The organism is Streptomyces hundungensis (genome assembly GCF_003627815.1).
GTDB classification, from domain to species: Bacteria; Actinomycetota; Actinomycetes; order Streptomycetales; family Streptomycetaceae; genus Streptomyces; species Streptomyces hundungensis_A.
Window position 1 is genome coordinate 2,364,774 of the sequence record NZ_CP032698.1, and the last position, 19,912, is coordinate 2,384,685.

Annotated in this window: 18 protein-coding genes and 1 pseudogene; 11 read left to right on the forward strand and 8 right to left on the reverse strand. The window is 63.6% G+C overall.

From position 1 onward, the window contains the following. Positions 1-14 precede the first annotated feature (14 nt). The 11 genes from DWB77_RS39615 to DWB77_RS10580 all read left to right on the forward strand — a co-directional run bounded on the left by DWB77_RS39615 (position 15) and on the right by DWB77_RS10580 (position 14,699). Positions 15-5,819 carry a tape measure protein gene (locus DWB77_RS39615; RefSeq protein ID WP_428985113.1) on the forward strand — a complete coding sequence of 1,935 codons (5,805 nt, stop codon included), beginning with the start codon at positions 15-17 and terminating at the stop codon, positions 5,817-5,819. 66 nt (positions 5,820-5,885) lie between these two features. Next, positions 5,886-6,878: a phage tail domain-containing protein gene (locus DWB77_RS10535; RefSeq protein ID WP_120721001.1), complete on the forward strand. Its 993-nt coding sequence runs from the start codon at positions 5,886-5,888 to the stop codon at positions 6,876-6,878. 8 nt (positions 6,879-6,886) lie between these two features. After that, positions 6,887-8,224 carry a siphovirus ReqiPepy6 Gp37-like family protein gene (locus tag DWB77_RS10540; RefSeq protein ID WP_120721002.1) on the forward strand — a complete coding sequence of 446 codons (1,338 nt, stop codon included), beginning with the start codon at positions 6,887-6,889 and terminating at the stop codon, positions 8,222-8,224. After that, positions 8,224-9,321: a hypothetical protein gene (locus DWB77_RS10545; protein ID WP_162952502.1), complete on the forward strand. Its 1,098-nt coding sequence runs from the start codon at positions 8,224-8,226 to the stop codon at positions 9,319-9,321. Before DWB77_RS10540 ends, DWB77_RS10545 begins: the two co-directional genes overlap by 1 nt. A 12-nt stretch (positions 9,322-9,333) precedes the next feature. Further along, positions 9,334-10,137, forward strand: coding sequence for a hypothetical protein (locus DWB77_RS10550; protein ID WP_120721004.1), 804 nt, complete (start codon positions 9,334-9,336; stop codon positions 10,135-10,137). Then, complete coding sequence (locus DWB77_RS10555) at positions 10,127-10,978, forward strand: hypothetical protein (RefSeq protein WP_162952503.1); 852 nt, start codon at positions 10,127-10,129, stop codon at positions 10,976-10,978. Before DWB77_RS10550 ends, DWB77_RS10555 begins: the two co-directional genes overlap by 11 nt. A gap of 65 nt (positions 10,979-11,043) precedes the next feature. Beyond that, positions 11,044-12,210, forward strand: a complete 1,167-nt coding sequence (locus DWB77_RS10560) for a hypothetical protein (protein WP_162952504.1) — start codon at positions 11,044-11,046, stop codon at positions 12,208-12,210. After that, the gene (locus DWB77_RS10565; RefSeq protein WP_120721007.1) at positions 12,194-12,748 is read left to right on the forward strand and encodes a hypothetical protein; all 555 of its coding nucleotides are present in this window, start codon (positions 12,194-12,196) and stop codon (positions 12,746-12,748) included. Before DWB77_RS10560 ends, DWB77_RS10565 begins: the two co-directional genes overlap by 17 nt. 9 nt (positions 12,749-12,757) lie before the next feature. Further along, on the forward strand, positions 12,758-13,036 hold the full coding sequence (locus DWB77_RS10570) for a hypothetical protein (protein ID WP_120721008.1): 279 nt from the start codon (positions 12,758-12,760) through the stop codon (positions 13,034-13,036). Between the two features lie 84 nt (positions 13,037-13,120). After that, a complete protein-coding gene (locus DWB77_RS10575; RefSeq protein WP_162952505.1) occupies positions 13,121-14,437 on the forward strand; it encodes a LysM peptidoglycan-binding domain-containing protein in 1,317 nt (438 codons plus the stop codon). Further along, positions 14,427-14,699, forward strand: coding sequence for a hypothetical protein (locus DWB77_RS10580; RefSeq protein ID WP_120721010.1), 273 nt, complete (start codon positions 14,427-14,429; stop codon positions 14,697-14,699). Before DWB77_RS10575 ends, DWB77_RS10580 begins: the two co-directional genes overlap by 11 nt. A 489-nt stretch (positions 14,700-15,188) precedes the next feature. Here DWB77_RS10580 and DWB77_RS10590 read toward each other — a convergent pair whose 3' ends face one another. From DWB77_RS10590 to DWB77_RS10625, 8 genes and pseudogenes are all read right to left on the reverse strand, one after another. Further along, on the reverse strand, positions 15,189-16,619 hold the full coding sequence (locus tag DWB77_RS10590) for a DUF3987 domain-containing protein (protein ID WP_120721012.1): 1,431 nt from the start codon (positions 16,617-16,619) through the stop codon (positions 15,189-15,191). Positions 16,620-16,633: 14 nt separating this feature from the next. Then, complete coding sequence (locus DWB77_RS10595) at positions 16,634-16,825, reverse strand: hypothetical protein (protein WP_120721013.1); 192 nt, start codon at positions 16,823-16,825, stop codon at positions 16,634-16,636. A 461-nt stretch (positions 16,826-17,286) separates the two neighbouring features. Then, positions 17,287-17,619, reverse strand: a pseudogene (locus DWB77_RS38850) (histone-like nucleoid-structuring protein Lsr2); the annotation flags it as partial. A gap of 115 nt (positions 17,620-17,734) precedes the next feature. After that, positions 17,735-18,022 carry a hypothetical protein gene (locus tag DWB77_RS10605; RefSeq protein ID WP_120721015.1) on the reverse strand — a complete coding sequence of 96 codons (288 nt, stop codon included), beginning with the start codon at positions 18,020-18,022 and terminating at the stop codon, positions 17,735-17,737. A 262-nt stretch (positions 18,023-18,284) separates the two neighbouring features. After that, complete coding sequence (locus DWB77_RS37720) at positions 18,285-18,539, reverse strand: hypothetical protein (RefSeq protein ID WP_162952506.1); 255 nt, start codon at positions 18,537-18,539, stop codon at positions 18,285-18,287. Between the two features lie 188 nt (positions 18,540-18,727). Beyond that, entirely contained in the window at positions 18,728-18,979 is a 252-nt protein-coding gene (locus DWB77_RS10615; protein ID WP_120721017.1) for a hypothetical protein, read from the reverse strand. Beyond that, positions 18,976-19,278 carry a hypothetical protein gene (locus DWB77_RS10620; RefSeq protein WP_162952507.1) on the reverse strand — a complete coding sequence of 101 codons (303 nt, stop codon included), beginning with the start codon at positions 19,276-19,278 and terminating at the stop codon, positions 18,976-18,978. Before DWB77_RS10620 ends, DWB77_RS10615 begins: the two co-directional genes overlap by 4 nt. Positions 19,279-19,375: 97 nt before the next feature. Next, positions 19,376-19,909 carry an antirestriction protein ArdA gene (locus tag DWB77_RS10625; protein WP_120721019.1) on the reverse strand — a complete coding sequence of 178 codons (534 nt, stop codon included), beginning with the start codon at positions 19,907-19,909 and terminating at the stop codon, positions 19,376-19,378. Positions 19,910-19,912: the final 3 nt, after the last annotated feature.

Sequence of the window (19,912 nt, forward strand, 5' to 3'; positions counted from 1 at the left end):
CTTTAGGAGGCTGCATGGCTACACGCGGACGGGCACCGGTCAAGGTCGGATCGGGATACCTCGAAATCTATCCGGAACTGTCTAAGTCAGGTCTGGCAAAGATGCGCGGTGACCTGACTCGCCAGATGACCCGCATGGGAGAGCAGGCCGCCAGGTCGTTCTCCGCATCGATCAACAAGGGCTTCTCCACGCTGGCCTCGTCTGCCTCCAAGGCAGCCAAGGCAGCCAAGGCAGCCAAGGCGGGGACGGAGAAGGAAGCTCTCGACACCTCCAACAAGTTGCGCCAGATCGAGCGTTCACTGACGCGCTTTCACGGCGAGGAGGCCGGCAAGCAGTTCCGCACCTACCGGAATCTAGCGCGGCAGCGGGAGCAGCTGGAGGAAGGCACCTCGGCGGCCACAAGGAAGGCCATCAGCGACACGGTTCGGGCAAACCGTGAGGCAACCCAGGAAACCCTTCGGGAAGCACGGCAGCAGGCGCAGGAGAAGGCCCGTCTCCAGAGGGAAGATCTGGCGGAGACTCGTCGGCGCATCCAGGCCGAGAAGACCGAGGAACGCGCCCTGGCTGCCGAGGTCCGGCAGGTCAAGGCACAGCAGGCGGCAGCCGCCCGCCAGGCCGCTGCTGAGCAGCGGGCCGCGGAGCGGGAGATGGCTGCCGCCGTGCGTCAGCGTCTGGCCGAGGAGCGCGCCGCGCACCTGGCCCGTCAGGGCTTCCTCCGGGAGGAGCTTCGTGGTCTCCAGCAGCAGCGTTCCGAGATGGCGGCCACCATCGCCGCCAACCGTCGTCAGATAGCCACGTGGGACCGCGACCATAGGACCGCAACCCGCTCGGCTAGCTCACAGTGGAAGTCGCTCGGCCAGGCCACCGAGACCTACGGCCAGAACCTTGAGCAGGTTGGCCGCTCGATCAACCAGAACCTCGTGATGCCTCTCGCTGCGGCTGCGGGCATCATGACCAAGATCGGCGCGACCTCCGCCGACATGCAGTTCTACTCCTCGGAGGGTCTTAACCGGGCAGGCTTCAACCAGAAGGAAGTCGCCAAGGGAATTCAGTCCATTCAGGACTTCGCCGTCAAGACGCCTTTCTCGCTTGAGGACATGACGGATAAATTTTCGCAAGTGGCTCGCAACTTCGAGTCATACGGCGACTCGACATCCAAGTCCCTCAAGAAGTCTGAACTGCTCATCAAGGGCATCGCTGACTATGCCGCCTCCTTCGGTGTCACGAACCCGGAGAAGGTCAAGGGCGGCATGATGGCCGCCGACATGATGATGGACCAGGGCAAGCTGTCCACCCGCTATCTGCGCCAGTTCGTACGCGGCACCGGTATCCCGATGAACGAGATCGGGAAGATAGCCGGTTACAAGGGTGGACCCGACTTCCTCAAGGAAGTCCAGGACCCCAAGGGCGGTGTGAACTCCCGCGACTTCTTCGACAAGTTCATCAAGGCATACCAGAAGGCTCCGGGAGTCAAGGGCTCCGCGGAGGCGCTGGGCACCGGCTCCATCGGCGGACACTTCACGGCCGTCAAGGAACAGGCCCAGTTGAACCTGGGCAAGCTGTTCGGCCAGTTCAACGAAGACACAGGCAAGTTCGAGTGGACCGAGCTGGGCCAGAACACGCACAAGCTCGCTGACCGTCTCGGAAAGCTCGTAGAGGACCCGGATTTCAAGCAACTGTCCGGGGGTCTGACCGGAAACCTTGTCCGAGCCATCAATCTGTTGATCACAGGGTTCGAGAAGGTTCAGGGGTTCCTCAACGACCACCCGGCCATCAAGGGTCTCGTGGCCCAGGTCGTGAAACTCGCAGTGGTGCTTGGCCCCCTCGCAGTGGCGGCCGGCCTCCTTACCAAGACCTTCGGCAAGATCGCGAAGTCCCTCTCCCCACTGGTGAAGGCCGGTAGCGGAGTGCTCAAGGGAGCACGCGGCGCCTACCGGACCGGCAACCAGGCCCTCGCTGGCGTACGCGCCGGCCGGGGCAACTTCCGTGAGGCATACCGGCAGCGTCGGGCCGACTATCACGACGGCGACGACCGTTCCGCGGCTCGCCGGGGCCTGGATCGTGTGCGCGGTCAGGACAGTCGCTCGACACAGCTCACGGTGCAGACCAGTGAGGCCGAAGCGGCGCTTCGGCAAGTGGATCAGAAGATCCAGGAGATTCAGAACCGCATCCACAATCTCAACCAGGAGCGCCTGGCGCAGCTCGCGTCCGAGCTGGGTGGCGAGGGCGGCGTCCGTGGTCGGGCTAGCAGCGCCGACCGCGAGATTGATCAGGCCCGCCTCTCTGTGGGCGAGTTGAATCAGGCGCAGATTGCGGGGCTGGGACAGCGGCTGGTCGCGCTCAAGGAAACGGCGGCTACGGCCGAGAGCGGAATCAAGCAGGTCCACCAGGCCGTGAACGCCCTCAACGACGCCAAGGCGGGCATGGTCCGTCAGCAGGTGCAGTACCTCACGGACAAGGCCGACACTGCTCAACGCCGCGTCGCACAGGTGTCGTCGGAGGTCGGCAGTCTCAACGACCGCAGCCTGGGCTCGGTCCGGGAGAAGTTCTCTGGGTCGCTGACTCCGGCGATCAAGGGGTCCTACTCGCAGGCGACGGACCTTAACAACCGGATCAAGGACGTCAACGGGCGCGGGCTCGGCTCGATCACAGGCAAGGTCCGCACGCTGGGCGACGCCCTAGAGAAGGCCGCGAGCAAGGCTGGTGGCCTTGAGGGCAAGCTCATTGCGGTCAACGAACTCACCGGCTTCGGCGGGGGCGGCGACGGCAAGGGGAAGAGCAAGGGCAAGAAGCACGCCTTGGGCGGCGTCATCCCCGGCTACGCACCGGGGGTGGACAACTACCACGCCATCCTCTCCCCCGGTGAAGCAGTTCTCCGCCCGGAGGTAGCCAACGCTCTCGGCTCCGACCGGATCAACGAGTGGAACTCGGCAGCAGCTCGCGGCCGTATATCGCGGCACGCCAAGGGCAAGGCCGGCAAGGGGTCCTCCAAGTCGGGGACTTGGCCGCTGTCGGTCCTGGAAGAGATGTACGACATCGTCAACGTCGGACCGGGTATCGGTGCTTTCACGAGCGGCATTGGAATGGCCTCCGCAGGTGCGGGAATCGGCGGCGCAACGGGCTCCAATGTCCGGCACTGGGGTGCCCAGGCAGGCGGTGACGGTGCTGGCCGGCTGGTGAACAACCGGTTTGAGAACCTGAAGGAATTCGTCCTTCAACGCGTCCCGGACTTCCTGACCAAGGCGCCAACCGGCATTGGCAACCTGATCGGTATCGCTGCCGGAGGGATCGCGCCCACCGCTGGAAACCTCTTCTGGGAAGACATCTGGAAGGGTGACGGAAACATCGCCCAGCGTGGCCTTCAGTTCGGCACCGACTTGGCGAAATCCATCCCCCAGATCCTGAAGGATCTCGTCACCAACCTGTGGGATTCCGGCGCCGAGATCCTCGGTGCACTCGCAGACGCGATCACCGATCCGGTCGGGTTCCTCGAAGGCGCCTTCCGGTCCGTGAAGGACATGTTCACGGGCATGGTCGAACAGGTGCGCGAAATGGTCGGTCTGCTGAAGCAGATCTGGTCGTCCCCCTCCGAGTACGCAGCAGAGGTCTTCGAGTCCTTCGTCGAGCGGGCTAAAGAGCTGATGCCCAACACCCAGGGCCTCTTCGCTTTCGCGGACGGCGGGATCGTCCCCGGCTACTCGCCCGGCAACGACAGGGTTCACGCCCTGCTGTCTCCCGGCGAAGCCATCCTCCGTCCGGAGGCGGCGCGCCTTCTCGGGCACTCAACGGTTCGACAGCTCAACTCCGGCGCGAAGACCGGCTCCCTTTTCGCGCCCGCGAAGTTGGGATATGACATTTCGCTGCCGGATGCGGAGGCGTACGAGGCGGCAGTAGCCAAGATCAGGGCCGCCCTCGATTCCCTGAGCGAGGCGGTACGGGCGCACCGCGGATCGGCTATGGCCGACTGGGACCAGGTGGCGGCGAAGGTCCGTTCGGCTGTGGACGGCGACATCAGGCCCGCTCAGCAGCGCTGGATTCAGCACACGCAGGGTCCGCTTACGCAGACCGAGCGGAGCTTCCAGAGCACCAACCGAGCTGTGTGGGACGACGTTCAGTCGCAGGTCGGATCGTCAGTCTCCTTGGCGTCCGGCTCCCTCGCTCGCCTGCGGTCGAACCTCGACAGCACCAGGCAGTTCTTCGAATCGGCCTCGGGCCGAATCCAGGAATTGTGGCGCTCTGCCATGTCCTACGTGGACTCGTCCACCAGGAGTACGGTGAGCGGCCCGTACAACCGGGGCGCGGTCTCAATGATGTCGGCAATGGCGAAGCTGGCCGGCACTCAGGCCCCGCTCGATCCGGTGCATTTCGCGACGGGCGGTGTCGTGCCGGGCTACCAGCCTGGCGTCGATACGGTCCCGGCAATGCTCTCCAAGGGCGAAGGCATCCTTCGTCCGGAAGTCGTGCGAGCGCTCGGTGCAGAAACGATCCTGCGCTGGAACGACCAGGCCCGTAAGGGCGGCCACGTCTACGCCAACGGCGGCGTCGTCGGCCAGAAGAGCTGGTCGGGCCAGACCGGCGGAGACTGGGTCAGCAAGCACAAGGACGACGACTACGAGGGCTACACGGCCGCCCTTGCGGCGGGTTGGAACTCCGTCGTCAAGCCGATGCTCGACGCGGTATCCGGCTCCTTCGGCATCGCGGGTGACCTCGACCGGCGGGGCTTCGAGAAGAGCCTTCCGTGGGCCGAGAAGTGGACCAAGTGGGTTGACGACCACACCTCGGGTGGCGGCCAGGTCGTGAAGGTCGCCCTGGAGGAGTTCCGCACCGAGGCCCCGATGGTGGGCGGCTCGAAGTACAGCCTCGGCACTGGTGAAGCCTGGTGTGCCGACTTCATCTCGTACGTGGTGGACAAGGCTGGGGCGAACGCGGCCTACGGGAACTCCCCCAAGGGGGCGCCGCAGAACCGCTGGCCGGCCGTTGCGACTTGGAATGCGGCCATGCGTCACGTACCCATTTCGCAGTCGCAGCCGGGCGACCTCTTGACCTACCGGGGCAATGGGCACATCAACCTCAAGACGGGCCCGGACGAGACCGTTGGCGGTAACGAATCCAACTCCCTCAAGCGGGCCCGGGGCTACTGGCGGAACGCCACAGCAGCTCTGCGACCCACGGGCGGCGCAGCCACGTCTGACGGCCCTGTTCTGAACGCATGGCCGGGCAGTGTCCCGAAGTTCTCCGGAACATTGGGTGGCGGTGTTGATGGCGAGATCGCGCAGGCCATCGCCAAGGCCATGGGCCTCACGGGTGTCAGTGGCTCCAGGTGGGCTGATGGCATCGCGACGATCATTCGTCGCGAGTCCGGAGGCAATCCGCGGGCCATCAACAACTGGGACTCCAACGCCAAGGCCGGCACGCCGTCCAAGGGCCTGACCCAGGTGATCGACCCGACCTTCCGTGCGTACCACCAGCCCGGTACGAGCTGGGACATCTTCGATCCGGTGGCGAACATCGCCGCTTCGATCAACTACATCCGGGACCGGTACGGCGACATCGGCCGGGTACAGCAGGCCGACCCCAGCAAGCCACCGAAGGGCTATTGGACCGGAACCAACTACGCGTCCCCCGGGCTCGCCCTCGTAGGCGAGAAGGGGCCAGAGTTGATCAATTTCCGTGGTGGTGAGCGGGTCTACAACAACGGGGAAACCCGAGATCTTCTAGGTCCCCGTTACGAGATCCACATCCATGAGGCCAGGAGCGAAGACACCACGCAGGCTGTGATTCGCGGACTCAAGTATGTGGAGACCATGTACGGCATGTAGCAGGCGGCATGAAGGGCCTCGACCTCGGTCGGGGCCCTTTGTGCTGCCCGGATAGCGAGGTACGCGATGCCAATTCCGGGTTACCGGCTCCCCAGTTGGGAGGACAACGCCCCGATCGTAGGAGTTCCCCCGGAGCCGGATCGCTGGGGCCACACCAAGGTCACCATCACTGGCGGCAATGGGGAGGAGATCCCCCTCACTGACTTCTCGGGCCGGGCCTGGCCAGCCATCTTCTTGCAGGACGGCGCGACGGGCCTCGACCTGCCCCCGATGGAAGTGCACTCGGACACGAGCCCCAACCTCGACGGCGGCTGGTTCCGCTCCACCAGGGCGGCCGAGCGCCCCATCCTCCTGCCCCTCTACCTGTACGGCATCGACCGCCGGACGATCCTGAACCTGAAGCGGAAGCTGTCACGCACGCTCAATCCCAAGAACGGCGCCTGCATCCTTCGCTTCACCGAGGGAGACAGCACCTCCCGGTACCTCACCGCCTACTACAAGGGCGGCATGGAGGGGAACGAAGGCACCGACAACGCGGGGTTCACCTGGTGCCGGTATGGCGTCCAACTGACTGCCTTCGACCCGTGGTTCTACGGAGACCGCGATGTCGTCGCGGAGTGGAAAACCGGCGCAGGAAAGGTGTTCCTGAAGGGGGCGGGGAAGCCTTTCGTTCCGCTCGACATCAGCACGGGCACCATCTCTTCGCGCGGCGTCACTGTCTTCAATCCAGGCGACGTTGAAGCCTGGCCCGTCTGGGAGATAGCAGGGCCAGTCCGATCGTTCACAATCTCCGGTCCAGACGGCAGGCAGTTCGGTATCAACCCGAAGGACACCAGCTCCGACCTGATCGGAACGGGCGAAACACTGACCGTTGACACCCGACCTGGATACAAGACCATCACGCGGAGCAACGGGGAAAACTTGTGGCCGAAGCTCGATCCGAACCCCTCCATGTTCGAGCTGCCGGCCGGTGAGTCCAGGGTCAATGTCCAAATGAACCCCGGGGCGTCGAGCGCAGCGCTCCGCCTGTCCATCCGTCCCCGATTCGAGAGCTACTAGGGGGCCACATGGGGTACAGAATCTTCGTACGGGATGCCCCCGGACCTGACGGCAGGATGCCTCTCCTGGGCGAGGTGGACACCTGGATCAAGCTGGACTTCACCGCCCGCTTCAACCAGCCCGGCTCCTGGCAGATGCTCGTCCGTGTCGGCACCTCGCACGAGCGTCTGCTGAAGCAGGGCCGCGGAATCGTCATCTACCAGGACGGGGTCTCAGACCCCGTCTTCAGCGGTGGCATCGACTCCTTCGAGAAGTATTGGACGGTCGAGCAACACACCGCCATGGGCTCCGTTTTCGTCGGCGGGAAGTGCGACAACCAGATTCCCTTCAACTACCTCGCCTTTCCATCCGTCTCAGGCGAGGGCACAGACGCGATGAAGCTCCGACCCATCACGAACCAATGGGAGGGCATCGACCGCAGGCCGGCCGGTGGCTCGGTGGGCCAGGCCGTGTGGGTCGAGTGTGACTTGGCGTTCGGGGCTCGTGCGCTCCCGGACCGAGCGCTCCCCGGAGTGATGGTGGGGCGTAACCCGGCACTTGGCGACGCGATCACAGACACGCTGCGGTACGACAACCTTGGTACGAAGTTCGGTGACTGGCTCCAGGACAAGCAGACCGGCTTCCGGTTCCTCTACAACCCGGCGTCCCAGAAGATCGAACTGAAGATCACCAACTGTCGTGACCTCGCTGCGACGATCCGTTTCTCCCCCGAGCTGGGCAACATCAAGCAGTACACGTGGCAGCTCAAAGCACCGACCGTGACCCGCGCCATCGTGGCCTGCCAGGGCGAAGGCAAGGACCGGTACATCTACCAGGCCACCGACGCCGAAGCCGAGAAGGTGTGGGGCTGCGTAGTCGAGCAGTTCATCGACCGCCGCGACATCCCCCTCAAGACGGTGGACGGCAGGGTCGAGCTGGTCACACGCATCAACGACGACAAGACCGAGGACATCGGCACCGGCCCAGACGGAAAACCATGGCCGGGCACGACGCCGGCCGAGCAGAAGTCCGCCGCTCTCAAGCACTACATCGAAGCCGTCCAAAAAGCGGCTCAGAGCGCCCTCAAGCAGGGCGAGAAGTCGGGCCACTTCCAGGTCTACCCGGTGGACACCCCGCAGTGCATGTACGGCCGGGACTACGTGGTGGGCGACATCGTCACCGTGGAAGCCGACGGCCAGACGATCACGGACAAGGTGAATGAAGTCACCATCACCGTGGACGACGGCGGCCAGGCCGAATCTGTGACGCCGAAGGTCGGTGACCAAGGAACTGGCCAGCCCTTGAACCTTTACAAGCAGGTCTTTGAGATGCGAGAGAAGCTGCGCAAGCTGGAAGCGAGAATGTGATGGCCGAGATCAGTTACCCGTTCGACAAGGACACCAACATAGGCAAGCCCGAAGAGGGCGGTGGCCGGGCAGCCGTCACACAAAACGACTGGCAAAACCTGGCAACGCAGTTCACTGGCGACCGGATCGACCACGTTCTGAATAGCAGCAACATGGTCACCGAGTCGATGCCTTTCTACGCCGAGGTGTACGACGTAAACACCATCAAGGTGCAGCGAGGCGAAGCCATGGTTGGAGGCTTCCACTACAAACTCGACGCACCGACAACTGTCCGCGTGGAGCACAATCTCGACCAGACATACGACCGCCAGGACCTCCTTGTGATCCGCGTCGATCTCGCGAAGGGCTACGGGAGGCTGGAGGTCTCCCAGGGGGCGGCCACGGCCAACCCGCAGGTGCCACGCGTGCTCAAGGAGCGTGGGGGCCGCTGGGAGCTGCCTCTGTATGTGATCCGCGTTCCGAAGAAGCAGGGGCAGCCGGTCATCTCGCCCGTCCACCCGTACAAGGCACCGGAGGACGTTTCCGCGGTGGCTCCGGCTCAGGCTGTCGCCGCACACCAGGCGGAAGGCTCCTTCATCCGCAATCTCGCTCCCTCGGCCGGCGGCGGCCAGTACGAGGCGTTCGCCGGTGCAGACGGTTTCACTATCACACGGGACCTGGGCGACACACGGACCTACACCCCCGAGATTCGGTACACGCGCGTCGCGCCATCCGGGCTGGTCACTAGGGGGCGCTACCGCCGGATCGCACCCAACCTGGTTTGGTACTCCGTCGATATCAACAACCCCACGAATAACGACTATTGGAACGACGCGCAGGACAACTGCATGGCCTTCACTCTCCCCAAGGATGCCCAGCTTCACGGCACTAACGGTCAGGTCTTTACGGGTGTCATGGTGAACGGTGGTTACGACGCCGGTATGCCGAACTTCGTGGATCTTCGCGGCTACACCTGGGGTGGACATAAGGGCGACTACGTTCGGATGCTTTACCAGAACCCGAAGTACCTGCACGAGGGGCTTGATTACCTCCGTGTCTTCCCGCGCAAGTCGTACATCCTCTTCTCCGGCGTCTACGAGACGCAGGGCCTTAAGTAGCCGGGAGGGCACATGGCACGCAATGTATTTGGCGGTACGGCGGCGGACGCCGCCGAGAACGAGTCTGGTGGCCGCCTGCCGAATCTGAAGGGGCGGGTCTACCTCACCCAGGAGGACCCGAACGAGGTCAAGGATCTCCTCGACATGGCGGGCAACGCATTGAAGGACGGCTTGCTCACCGACGAGCGAGGCATGATCCCCATGTTTCAAGGCCCTGACGGCATCGAGCAGATGTGGGTGGACTTCAACGCAGGCCGGGTGATGCTGACCCCCAACGACATCGGCCGGCGCCTCAAGGCACACACCGAGTCATTCGACCCCCACGGGTCCAAGCAGTACACCGATGGCCGCCTGGACGGTTTCCTTGCGAAGGACAAGAACCAGGTGAACCTGCCCGTCAACACTCGATGGCTCGGACTGATGAACACGGTCCCGCGGCCTGACGGGGACACCATCTACCAGAGCAACGGCGTCGCGACGTACAACTTCGCCCTCCGCCAGAACGGCTCTGCCACCTTCTATCAGCACACCAACACGCACATCCCCGTCGAGATTCGAGCCGGGGCAGAAGTGAACGCGAACGCCTTCGTCATCAACGGCAACACCTTCGCCAACGGCAAGGGCCCCTTCAAAATCAACTGGGAAGGCGCCATCGACACGGGGGGCGACATCACCACGCGCGGCAACGTGAACGTGAGTGGCACTGTCAGCGCAAGCAACATCGGCAGCGCCCGCGTCTTCTCCGGAACGGTCGATCCGGCGACTCAGGGAGTAACACTGAAGCCTGGCGACATCTGGGTGCAATATGGCAGCTAGTTACAACAAGGTCGTGCTCTGGGACGGAACACGATGGACTGAACTGCCCAAGAAGATGTGGGACGGGAATCAGTGGACGGCTAAGCCCAAGTTCAAGGTCTGGGACGGCGCCGAGTGGATGACCAAATATCCCGACCCCGTGTACTACCCGTCGTGGGTGGACGCCAACGGTGGGATCAAGGACGGAGAATTCCGCACCTTCAGGCTGCCGCAGGGAATGCGCCTGGGCGACTTCGTCGTCACGGTCTGCGTCTCCCGCGAGTCCATGCCACAGCTCCTCAACCCGTCAGGGAACCTCACCGCCACGAAGCAGCTCGCCTCCGGCACCTGGGTCTCGGCCATCATGTTCCGTTACGACGGCGAGTGGGGCCTCCGGGCCGGTAACTCGGTGCGTTGGAGAGTGCCAGGCGGCGGAATCTCCACCATCGCGAACTACGTCTACCGGGGCGCCGAGGCTCGCAACATTCCGATCACCCCGTTCTATGAGGTGAAGGAGTACGCGAACGTCAGCGAAGTTCCCCTCAGCTCTCCAGCCGGGAACACGACGCTATTCCTCGCGCTGACCGAGGCGAAGAACCTCACGAACGTGCAGTTCCCCGAGGGCGTCACCACCCACCGCCCCGCCATCCAGGGCCAGTTCGGTCAGTCCCAACTCCTCCTCCACTCAGGCGACATGCCCGGAACCGGCAGCGGCGGCTTCGACAAGATCCTGTTCGACACCACGGTGCCGGCCGCGGCCGTCATCACCATCAAGATTCCTGGCGACCCCACCAGCCCTGGCGTCTGGGTCCTAGGCGATCCTTCGGCCTCTGTACTCGGCAAGACGACCTATCTCCTGTGAGGTGATCCATGCCCAAACCCACCTTGACCCGATGGGGGAAGCGGGAAGTGGTAGCCCCTAAGACCATGCAGGAGCGCATCACTGCCCCGCAGAGGTACTACGGCAAGATGCCATTTTTCGCCGCCCAGGGATGTACCAGTAACACCACCAATCCGCGCAGTGGCACCGCCCTCTACAAGGGCCAGTTCGTGGAGTTGACGTGGCCCTCGACCAACGTGAAGAAGTCCGGCTTTACAACCTCCGATGACGGGAAGTACTTCATCGTCCCCGAGGACGGCGTCTACCACATGCACTTCCAGGCTTCCGTCTACGGGACCAAGAACCGCTCCGTAGGTACCAATCTGAATGTCTACATAGAAGCCGAGAACAACGCGTCGGGGAACGGCGCGGTTGGCGAACTCGGCGCAGTAATTCAGCAGCACGTCACCACAGCCTTCTACCACACGGTCCCGGTAGGGGTGACCGAGTACCTGACCAAGGGCACCAAGCTGAAGGCGAAGGTGTACCTCGACGGCGGCGCCGATGGGAGCTGGGTAGTCGCTGACGGAGCGGTCGATACCGCCCTGTACGCGTTCATGGTCGCCCCTAGCTCCGAGGGCTGGCACTACGCCACTCCTGGCCCAGCGCCCGCTATGAAGAGCTGGGCCGACACAGAGTTCCTTGACGAGAAGCGCATGAACGAACAGACCATTGACCAGTTCAACGCCCTGGAGAATCGAGGACGCGTGACTGGCCGCGGGGTCGACTTCAACTGGAAGGGCCAGACCGACAGTAAGAGCGCTGTCACCTGGGCCGGCGTCTACCGAAACAGCACCCTCCCAGGATGGTTCCAAGAGACGGAAGCCGCTCCCGGATGGGGCGCCAAGACGGCCATAACGATCCCATGGGACGGCATCTACCTGGTGTCCGTCATCGGCAATGCCAGGCACAGCGCACAGCCCATTGCGGACGTCCAGTACGTCTACCAGATCGGGGTCTACGGCAACGGTGGCACGGATGCCAAGCCCCTTCTGCTCAGCCAGGGCGGAAACGCACGGACAGGTCACGAGTCGGGGCAGGTCATCAGCGACGTGCTTCCTCTCAAAGCAGGGGACGCGTTGAACGTCCGCTTCTGGGGTGTCAACAGCGCTACGAACTGGGACTCGGGCCGCAGTGATCCAGGGAGCACCACTCGCTGGTGGAACTTCGCGGTCACCTATCTCGGGAGGGGGACCTATGGCAGCGGTGGATGAGAAGTGGACCAGTCGTCAGAAGGTGGACGCGGCCACTATGAATCGGGCCAGTTACACGCCGATTCAGGTACTTGCCAACCCTCCGAGCCTGCGGGCGGCCGGCGTCACCAATGACAACGTGAGCGGGCAAGCACCGATCGTCTGGAAGGAAGCGAGTACCGCAGGCGGGTTCACCACCCAGGATCGGGTGAACTTCAAGCCCCCTGTCTCGGGTCTGTACTGGGTGACTTGTACCGCCACGATGTCCACCCCGGCCACCTGGGACGGACTCACCAATACTGGGACGTTGCTCGTGCAGGTGGGCACGTCTTCAGGGTCTTCGAGCCAGACGCTTTTGAAGGGCTTCACCTCGACCAAGGTGAAGGGCAGCTACCAGGCAGCCCACACATCCGGCCTGGTGATCCTCAACTCCGAGCAGACGATATGGACTTCGATCCAAGGTTACGGCGGGACCTGGACGAAGGCGAAGACCGGAAATCCCGATGAATCTCTCTCTGCGCTTTCCGCAGTTCTAATATCCCCTGACGCGACCAGCTAGTGAGGCCGCATGAGTACAACCACCTTCATATTGGATCTCTTCGGGATCGCAGGAATCTTGGCCACCGTGATTGGTGGCTTTGTCGTTGTCCGGGCAGCCAAGGAAGCCAAGACGGCCGAGGTGTGGAAGGCCGAGGCCGAAGCACAGAAGGCTCGTGCTGACCGCCTCCAGGAGGACCTGACTGAGATCAAGGACCGCCTTGGCCGCATCGAGGAGGAGAACAAGCGCCTCGTGCAGCTGGTCTCCACCATCGACCCCGCCCGGTTGAACATCTTCCGCACCCACTGAACGAACGAACTAACCGGCCCCGGTTAGTTCATGCAGGGGCCGTCCTACTGGGCGGCCCCTTTCCCATGCCCGAAAGGGGGCAACATGAGTCAGGTTTCCAACGTCCTATCCATAGCCAAGGCAGAGGTCGGCTATCAGGCAGAGCGAGCACCAGGCGAGCGTCCCAGCGGTCACCAGAAGTACTCCGGGCAGGTCCCGGGCCTTGAGTGGTCGAACTACCAGCCGTGGTGCGCCACTTGGGTGAGCTGGGTCGCCATGAAGGCCGGCGTCGCTAGCCTCTACCCGCGCACCGCAAGCGTGTGGACCGCGATGCAGTGGTTCAAGCAGCGGTCGCGATGGAGCGAGTTCCCCGCTGTCGGTGCGCAGGTCATCTACGGCACGAGCGGCAGCACGCACACGGGAATCTGTTACGCCTTCGATGAGACGTGGATCTACGTCTACGAGGGGAACACCTCCCTGGAGAACAATGCCAACGGCAACAAGGTGATGGCTCGCCAGCGCCGACGCCGGGACGCCTACGTGCACGGCTACGGCCTGCCCGAGTTCACCGAGGGCATCGTTACCGCGGACCCGTCCAAGAAGGGCCAGGCGGGATACACCTACGCGGCGAAGGCTTCCGGACCGGCCAGCGACACGGACGGCTCGGCGGGCACGACCAAGTACAAGATCAAGAAGGGGCAGACGCTCGCGGGCATCGCCGCCCTCCTGGGCGTGAGCCTCGCTGGCCTCCTGGCGCTCAACCCGCAGATCAAGAACCCGGACGTGATCCACCCTGACCAGGAGATCAACGTCCCGCAGGAGCAGGAAAAGCCGAAGCCTCCGCCCGAGAAGCCGAAGCCCAACCCAGAGCCGTCGAAGCCGCCGACCGAGACCAGCTCTGGCATCTATGTGGTGAAGCCCGGCGACACCCTTGGGTCCATCGCGAACCGACACGGAGTCTCGCTCGCCCAGCTCCTCGCATGGAACCCGAAGTACCAGGCGAATCCCAACCTCGTCGTTGTGGGGCAGGTCGTCTCTCTGAGGGGGAGCACCGCCCCGACCACCTCTCCGCGGCTGACCTCTCTGCCGGCAACCGTCAAGCCGAGCAAGCCGATTGCTCAGCGGCCGGCCAACGCCAAGCACGGCCAGCACTGCGAGTGCTGCGGCCAGCTCGACGGGATCACGAAGGAGCTGCGGGCTATCAAGGCGGAACTCAAGGAGATCAAGGACGCGGTGAAGTCGAAGCCGACTTCTCCTCCGACCCCGGCTCCGAAGCCCGAGCATCCGGCCGAGCCGAAGGTTCCGGCTGAGCCGACATCCCCGGCGCCGGTGCACCCCGAGCAGTCCAAGCCGACCGACATCCCGGTTGTGCCGCAGCAGATCATTCCCACCCCGGCCCCGGAGGTCCACCTTGTTCCGTAATCACATCGTCCGAATCCTGGGTGTCCTTGCGGCATTCACCCCGCTCCTGGTCTCCCTGGTCCCCCAGGTGGACTGGGTGACCCTGATCCCCCTGTCCATCGCCCTCCTGGGTGGTGCCGAGGCAGCCCAGCGCCTGGAGAACCAGAAGACCGCGAATGCGCTCGCTGAGCCCTCCCCGGACCTGGCCGCCGAGCTTGCTCAGGCACGACTTGCGCTCCGAGAGGTCGAACACGCTTCCACCGTGGCGACCGCGAAGGAGTAGACGACACCGCCCGCGAATGAATGAACTAACCGCAGCACAATGGTTGGTACAATGTGGGCACAAAAAATAGCCGGGGCCCCTAGCGGGCCCCGGCCTTTCGCGTTTCTGCTTCTCTATCGAGACAACGAAAGGGCCCCTCCGCTGGATGGGCCCTCACCCCAAAGCTGAGACTACTTGGCGAGGCACCCCAGCTTCACGACCTTCACCGGACGGCCAGCTTCGACCGTTCGCCTGGTTCCGACCGTGGCTCCGATACGCGCTGCCGCGGATTCAACCTCTGCCGACCGCACCCCGAGTTGCCGAAGCACGAACGACCAGGAGACTTCGCCCCCGGCCTCGATCAGAACCTTCCTCAACTGCGTGTCCAACATCAGCCTTCCTCCTCCTCATCCATGTTGATCCAGACACCTCGTGCCCAGCGTCGCGCTAGGGCCGCGTACCGCCCCCGCACGATGCGGTTGGGTCGCCTCTGCGGCATCTGATTTGGGTTCACAGCAGATCAGCCATTGGGTTCTTAGGCGTCTCTTCCTTCTGCCTCACGAGCGCCGCCTTCTTGGCGGGTACCTTCTTGGCAGCCGGCCGCTTGGGCCCTGTGCCGACCGCCCTCTTCCGTGGCGCCGGCCGTTCCCTCTGGGCGGGGACGACTGCGAGCTTCGGCCGCTCCTCGGGCTCCTCCTGGCGCTCGTCCTCGCCTTCCCTCTTGGCATCGGTGAAGCGCACGTACACGGGCCGCGGACCGCCCTTGGCCGCGCCCTGCCTGGTCTCCATCACCACGTCCGGCATCTTCTCGATGGCGGCCGTCAGCGAATCGGCGTTGCCGCGCGTGCCAAGCGACCGCAGGATGAGGGTTCGAGTTGCCTCGCCTCCGAAGCGCTGAAGCGACTCCCGAATGATCTGCTCGACAGACTTCATCTGTCGGCCCGTACCCGACTGAGCCTCGTTGATCAGCTTCTCAGTGCAGGCCATCGAGTACTCGATCATTGCGTGCGCGGCCTTCCAGGCCCGCACAGGAATCATCGTCTTCCGTTCCGCGGCCGTCAGCAGACACGCGATGCGAAGCAGGTTCTCGTCTCCCCGCTCGATGAAGCACGAGACGTTTTCAGGCAGTGCTGCGCAGCGGTCATCGAACTCCAGCCTGTAGGCGTCGTGCATCTTCGCCGCCTCCGGCGACAGCTCCATTTCCCTGACCTTCTCCCGAGCCCACCGGTACGCCTTAGTCAGGGCCGGCGTCTCCTTCACCGCGTCAAGGGGCTTCTTGACGTTCGACGGTAGAGACTTGCTCTGGCTGACCAGAAAGTGTGGGATGCGGTTGAAGGCGCCACCAAGTGCGAACTCAGGCTTGACCAAGGGTGCCCACCGGCCCGGTTGGATGTGGACGTGGTAGCCGAGGAGGGGTACGTCGATCCGCTGCTCCTCCCTCTTCCCTCCCTTACCCTTCGTCGTGTTGACGACAGCTTCGCCGTCCCAAGCGTTAATGAGCTGGTCGTGGTACGTGGCGTCCCGGTTGGCCCTCTTGAGCACCGAGGCCCATTCGCCTTCTGCGATCATTACGCGACCATCCCGACCGTCCTCTGAGGTCAAGGATTCCTGCTCGACCTCGAAGAGGGTCGTCACCAGGGAAGGGCCGCTGCTGATGCCCTTGCGCATCCGCGTGTTGAGAAAGCCACCGATGGACGGGTCAAGGATCGCCCGCGCGGTCCCCAGCGCGAAGCCCTTGCGCCCCACCCTTGATCGGCCCACCAGCGCCGACCAAAAGAGGGTGGGCCGACCGGAGGGTTGGAAAACCTTTCCGGCGACCGCAGCGGACCAGAGCGACAACGTTGCGGCGTACACGCCGATCGGGTCTGCTTCGCTGTGCGGCATCGCCGCCTCGACCGCCTTCCCCAGAGGGCCGTACTGCATCTCCTTGAACGTGCTCATTGATACGTCTCCTCTCAGGCCGCGGCAGCGGCAATCGTGGTGGGGGTGAACAGATCGGCGAAGTACGCAGCGAAGCGGGCAGCGTGCTCCTGGCACAGGTCGTAGGTGTCCGTGCCGACCGTCAGTTCTGTGACTGCCTCGACGCTCAAACCCGTCTTGGCCATGCACCCGTCGCAGGTGATTTGCTCGATCATCTTCCGTGCCATCGTGTGATCCCCTTCCTCCGATGGGCCATGAAGAAGGGGCCGCCGTAGCGGCCCCTCAACAGAGCTGATCGGTTGCGTGTGTGTTAGCTGCGGACCGCGTAGGCGTACCGTCCGAACGCGGTGATCTCGTCGTCGTCGTCGATGAACTCGAAGTTCCGCAACCGGACAGCGGAGGTACCAAGACCGCTGATCTTTCCGCCCTTGCCGGTCGGGCGGTCGCCGGTCATCTGACCGAGCACGTTCAGGTTGAAGGCGGTCAGAGTGTGTACGCGCTCAAGGAGCGTCATGTCCTCGATGCGATTGGTGCGTTCGCAGCCGGACCCCGTGCGCTTGTGCCACCTCTTCTCGTGGCCCTCGGGAGCGGGCAGCGCCTCGTAGTGCTTGGCTGCCTCTTCCTCGCTCTCGATGACATCAGCGCGCGAAATCGTGGCCGGAGTGGCGACCGCAGCAGAGCCATCCATTGCCTTGAGGTAGGCAACCTGGATGGACTCGGGGACGCGGCCTCGGTCGTTGACCTCGTAACCGTGCTCTCGCGCCCAAGCCCTCACCGAGGACGTGACCGAGGTCTTCCTGGGCCTGGCGGTCGTCAAACCGCCGGCCTGCCCCTGGGTCCTCCGGCCGGCCGCCATGTACGGGGCCAGGAGCGTACGGAGCTCCGCCTCGTTCTCTCCCGTCAAGTCGATCTCGAACGATGCTCCGTCGAGTCCGAACGTGATGGTCCGGATGGTGCCGGGCTCGGCACTCTCCGTGCCGTCGAGGTCGTCAACGTGAACAACGAGAACCTTGCGCGCCATGATTGAACTGCCTTTCTGTATAGGTGTGTTGGTGTGACCGACAGGCCATGGAAAAGGCCCCAACCGAAGTTGGGGCCAGACCAAAGCCCTACGGGCTAGCGGGCGGTGGGGGCGCTCACCGCCGGTTCCCCCGGTAGATGTCGCCTTCTATGTAGGTGATCGCCGATCCATCCGGCGCCTGCATCGCGTAGTAGTAGTCCGCCTCCGCCCACAGGAACGACCACCCTGCGGCAAGGAGGGCGTCGTACACGGTCTCGTCGCCGCCAGACCCGTGGAAGAACCCATCCCCTACACACGATTCGCTTGCCAGGATGCGGATCACGTCGTCCGCTCCCTTAGCGCTCTCCAGCTCCTTGAGCTGCGCGTCGATCAGCTTCCAGAACCCGTCAAACATCTTCAGCATCCCTTTCGTGGATACAACAAAGGCCGGGAAGCATCCCGGCCTTGGCCTTGCGAACCGACTAGCCTTCAACCGGCCGTCCTGCTAGATCCCCAACTGTTCTGCGGATGTACTTCCAAGCGTCCAGAGGTCACAGTGATCACCTGGTTCGATCCGGCCTTACGCACCTTGTAGCGGCCGTCCGGGCGACGCCTCTGGACTCGTCCGGCCGTCAGCACCGACCCGTCACCCCTCTTGATGAAGACGTAATCGCCCTTCGCGTAGGTCACAGCCCCACCTCTTCCGGCTTGGCCTTGAAGAAGTTCATGAACAGGGCTTTGATCCGCGTGCGACGCGCCCACCGATCAGGCTGGTTAAGAGTGCCAGGAATTACTTGGAGCGCACGCTCGATCAAGAGGTGCGGTGAGCGTCTGCGGATATGCACGGCACACCGCCGACAGGCGGACCACGGCTCCGAGAACTCGTGGATGGACAGACCGTCAAACATCACGATCATTTTTTCAGTCTCGAACGCGGTCACGGGGTGGTCCGACGAGCAGAAGTCACAGACCCCCCGAAGCCGGCCGGGGTCTGGGGGTACCGGCACAGGCACGTGGTCCCACTCCACCCCGACCCAAGCGGGATGCCTGTACTCAACCTCCCGTGAGATGAACAGCATGAAGGGGTCAAGCGGAATACAGCAGGTGTCACACATCCTCGGTTCGAACATCACGCCACCGCCCGCATGTCCGCGATGACCTCGCGTCTGGCGTGGACGTAGGACTCGGAGGCACGACGAACGAGGACGGCCAAGACCATCGGCTTGTCGTGGAAACGGGAGCGGCCGACCTGCTCGCCAATGGCGTGGAACAGGTGGGATATCGCTCGCATGCGGATCACCGGGTCATCGAGATGGGCAACACTTGCCGCCGTGCACAGCACGGAGTTCTCAAGCTCGATGAAGTCATTGGTCTTGCTCACTTGCTGTCCCCGATGCTCCACGCGTTGAACTGCCCCTGCACGTTTGCCATCACATACGTCATGGTCATTTCGTCGCGCCAGTACTCGGGGCGGCTTGCCTTGCCGATCCAGTACAGGTCGCGGGCTGTAAGGAAAAACGACCCGTCAGAGTCGGCTGCCGCTACGGACTGGGAGGCGTCCCACAAGCCGTCCGCTGCCTGCTTCGTTGTGCTGGCCCGCCGAGCGGCCGCAAGCGCGCCATTGAGGCAATCTCGCGATCCATCTGCGAGCGTGAAGCGAATCTTTTCCTGGGCGGTCATCATTCGTTCCTTCCTGTTGAGCTCTAGGGGTGTCCTAGAAGCTCGAAACCAGGGGCTCACATCCCAACTTGAGCCCCTGATGTCCAGCCGCTAAGCGTCAGTAGTTGCTCACGAAGTGCCAGGTACCGGCGCCCTCGTAGAGGGCGGTCACCTCGCAATTGAGCAGTCGGTCAAGCGCCTCGCTACGGGCGATGGCCCGCATGTGGCCCCGGTATTGCTGCGGTAGCTCCTCCCAGAAGTGGTCTTCCTCCGCGAGGATGTAGGCCGCATAGGCGTTCACTTCCCCGCTCTCTTCTGCCACGCTCCCGATGTAGTGACCCTGGCACGTCTCCAAGAGATCTTGCGCGTCCACCTGTCCATGGAAGTGCGCGACCACCACGGCAGGGAAATCGTCCAGTGCAAGGGCAATGGCGTTGAGGTCATCCAGGGACTCGTACTCTCCGAGGTCCAGGCCCCCGAAGCCGTCGTAATCATGAATCGCGTACTCTTCCGCACCCGGTATCGGAGACCGCTCCAACATGAGCCGAATCTCATGGCCGATGCTGTCCGGGTCCTGGGTGGCGTCGATCCACTCACCGTGCAAGATGCCGTTGTTGTATGCGGCGAGGCAGGCCGCGTATATCTGCTGCATGGG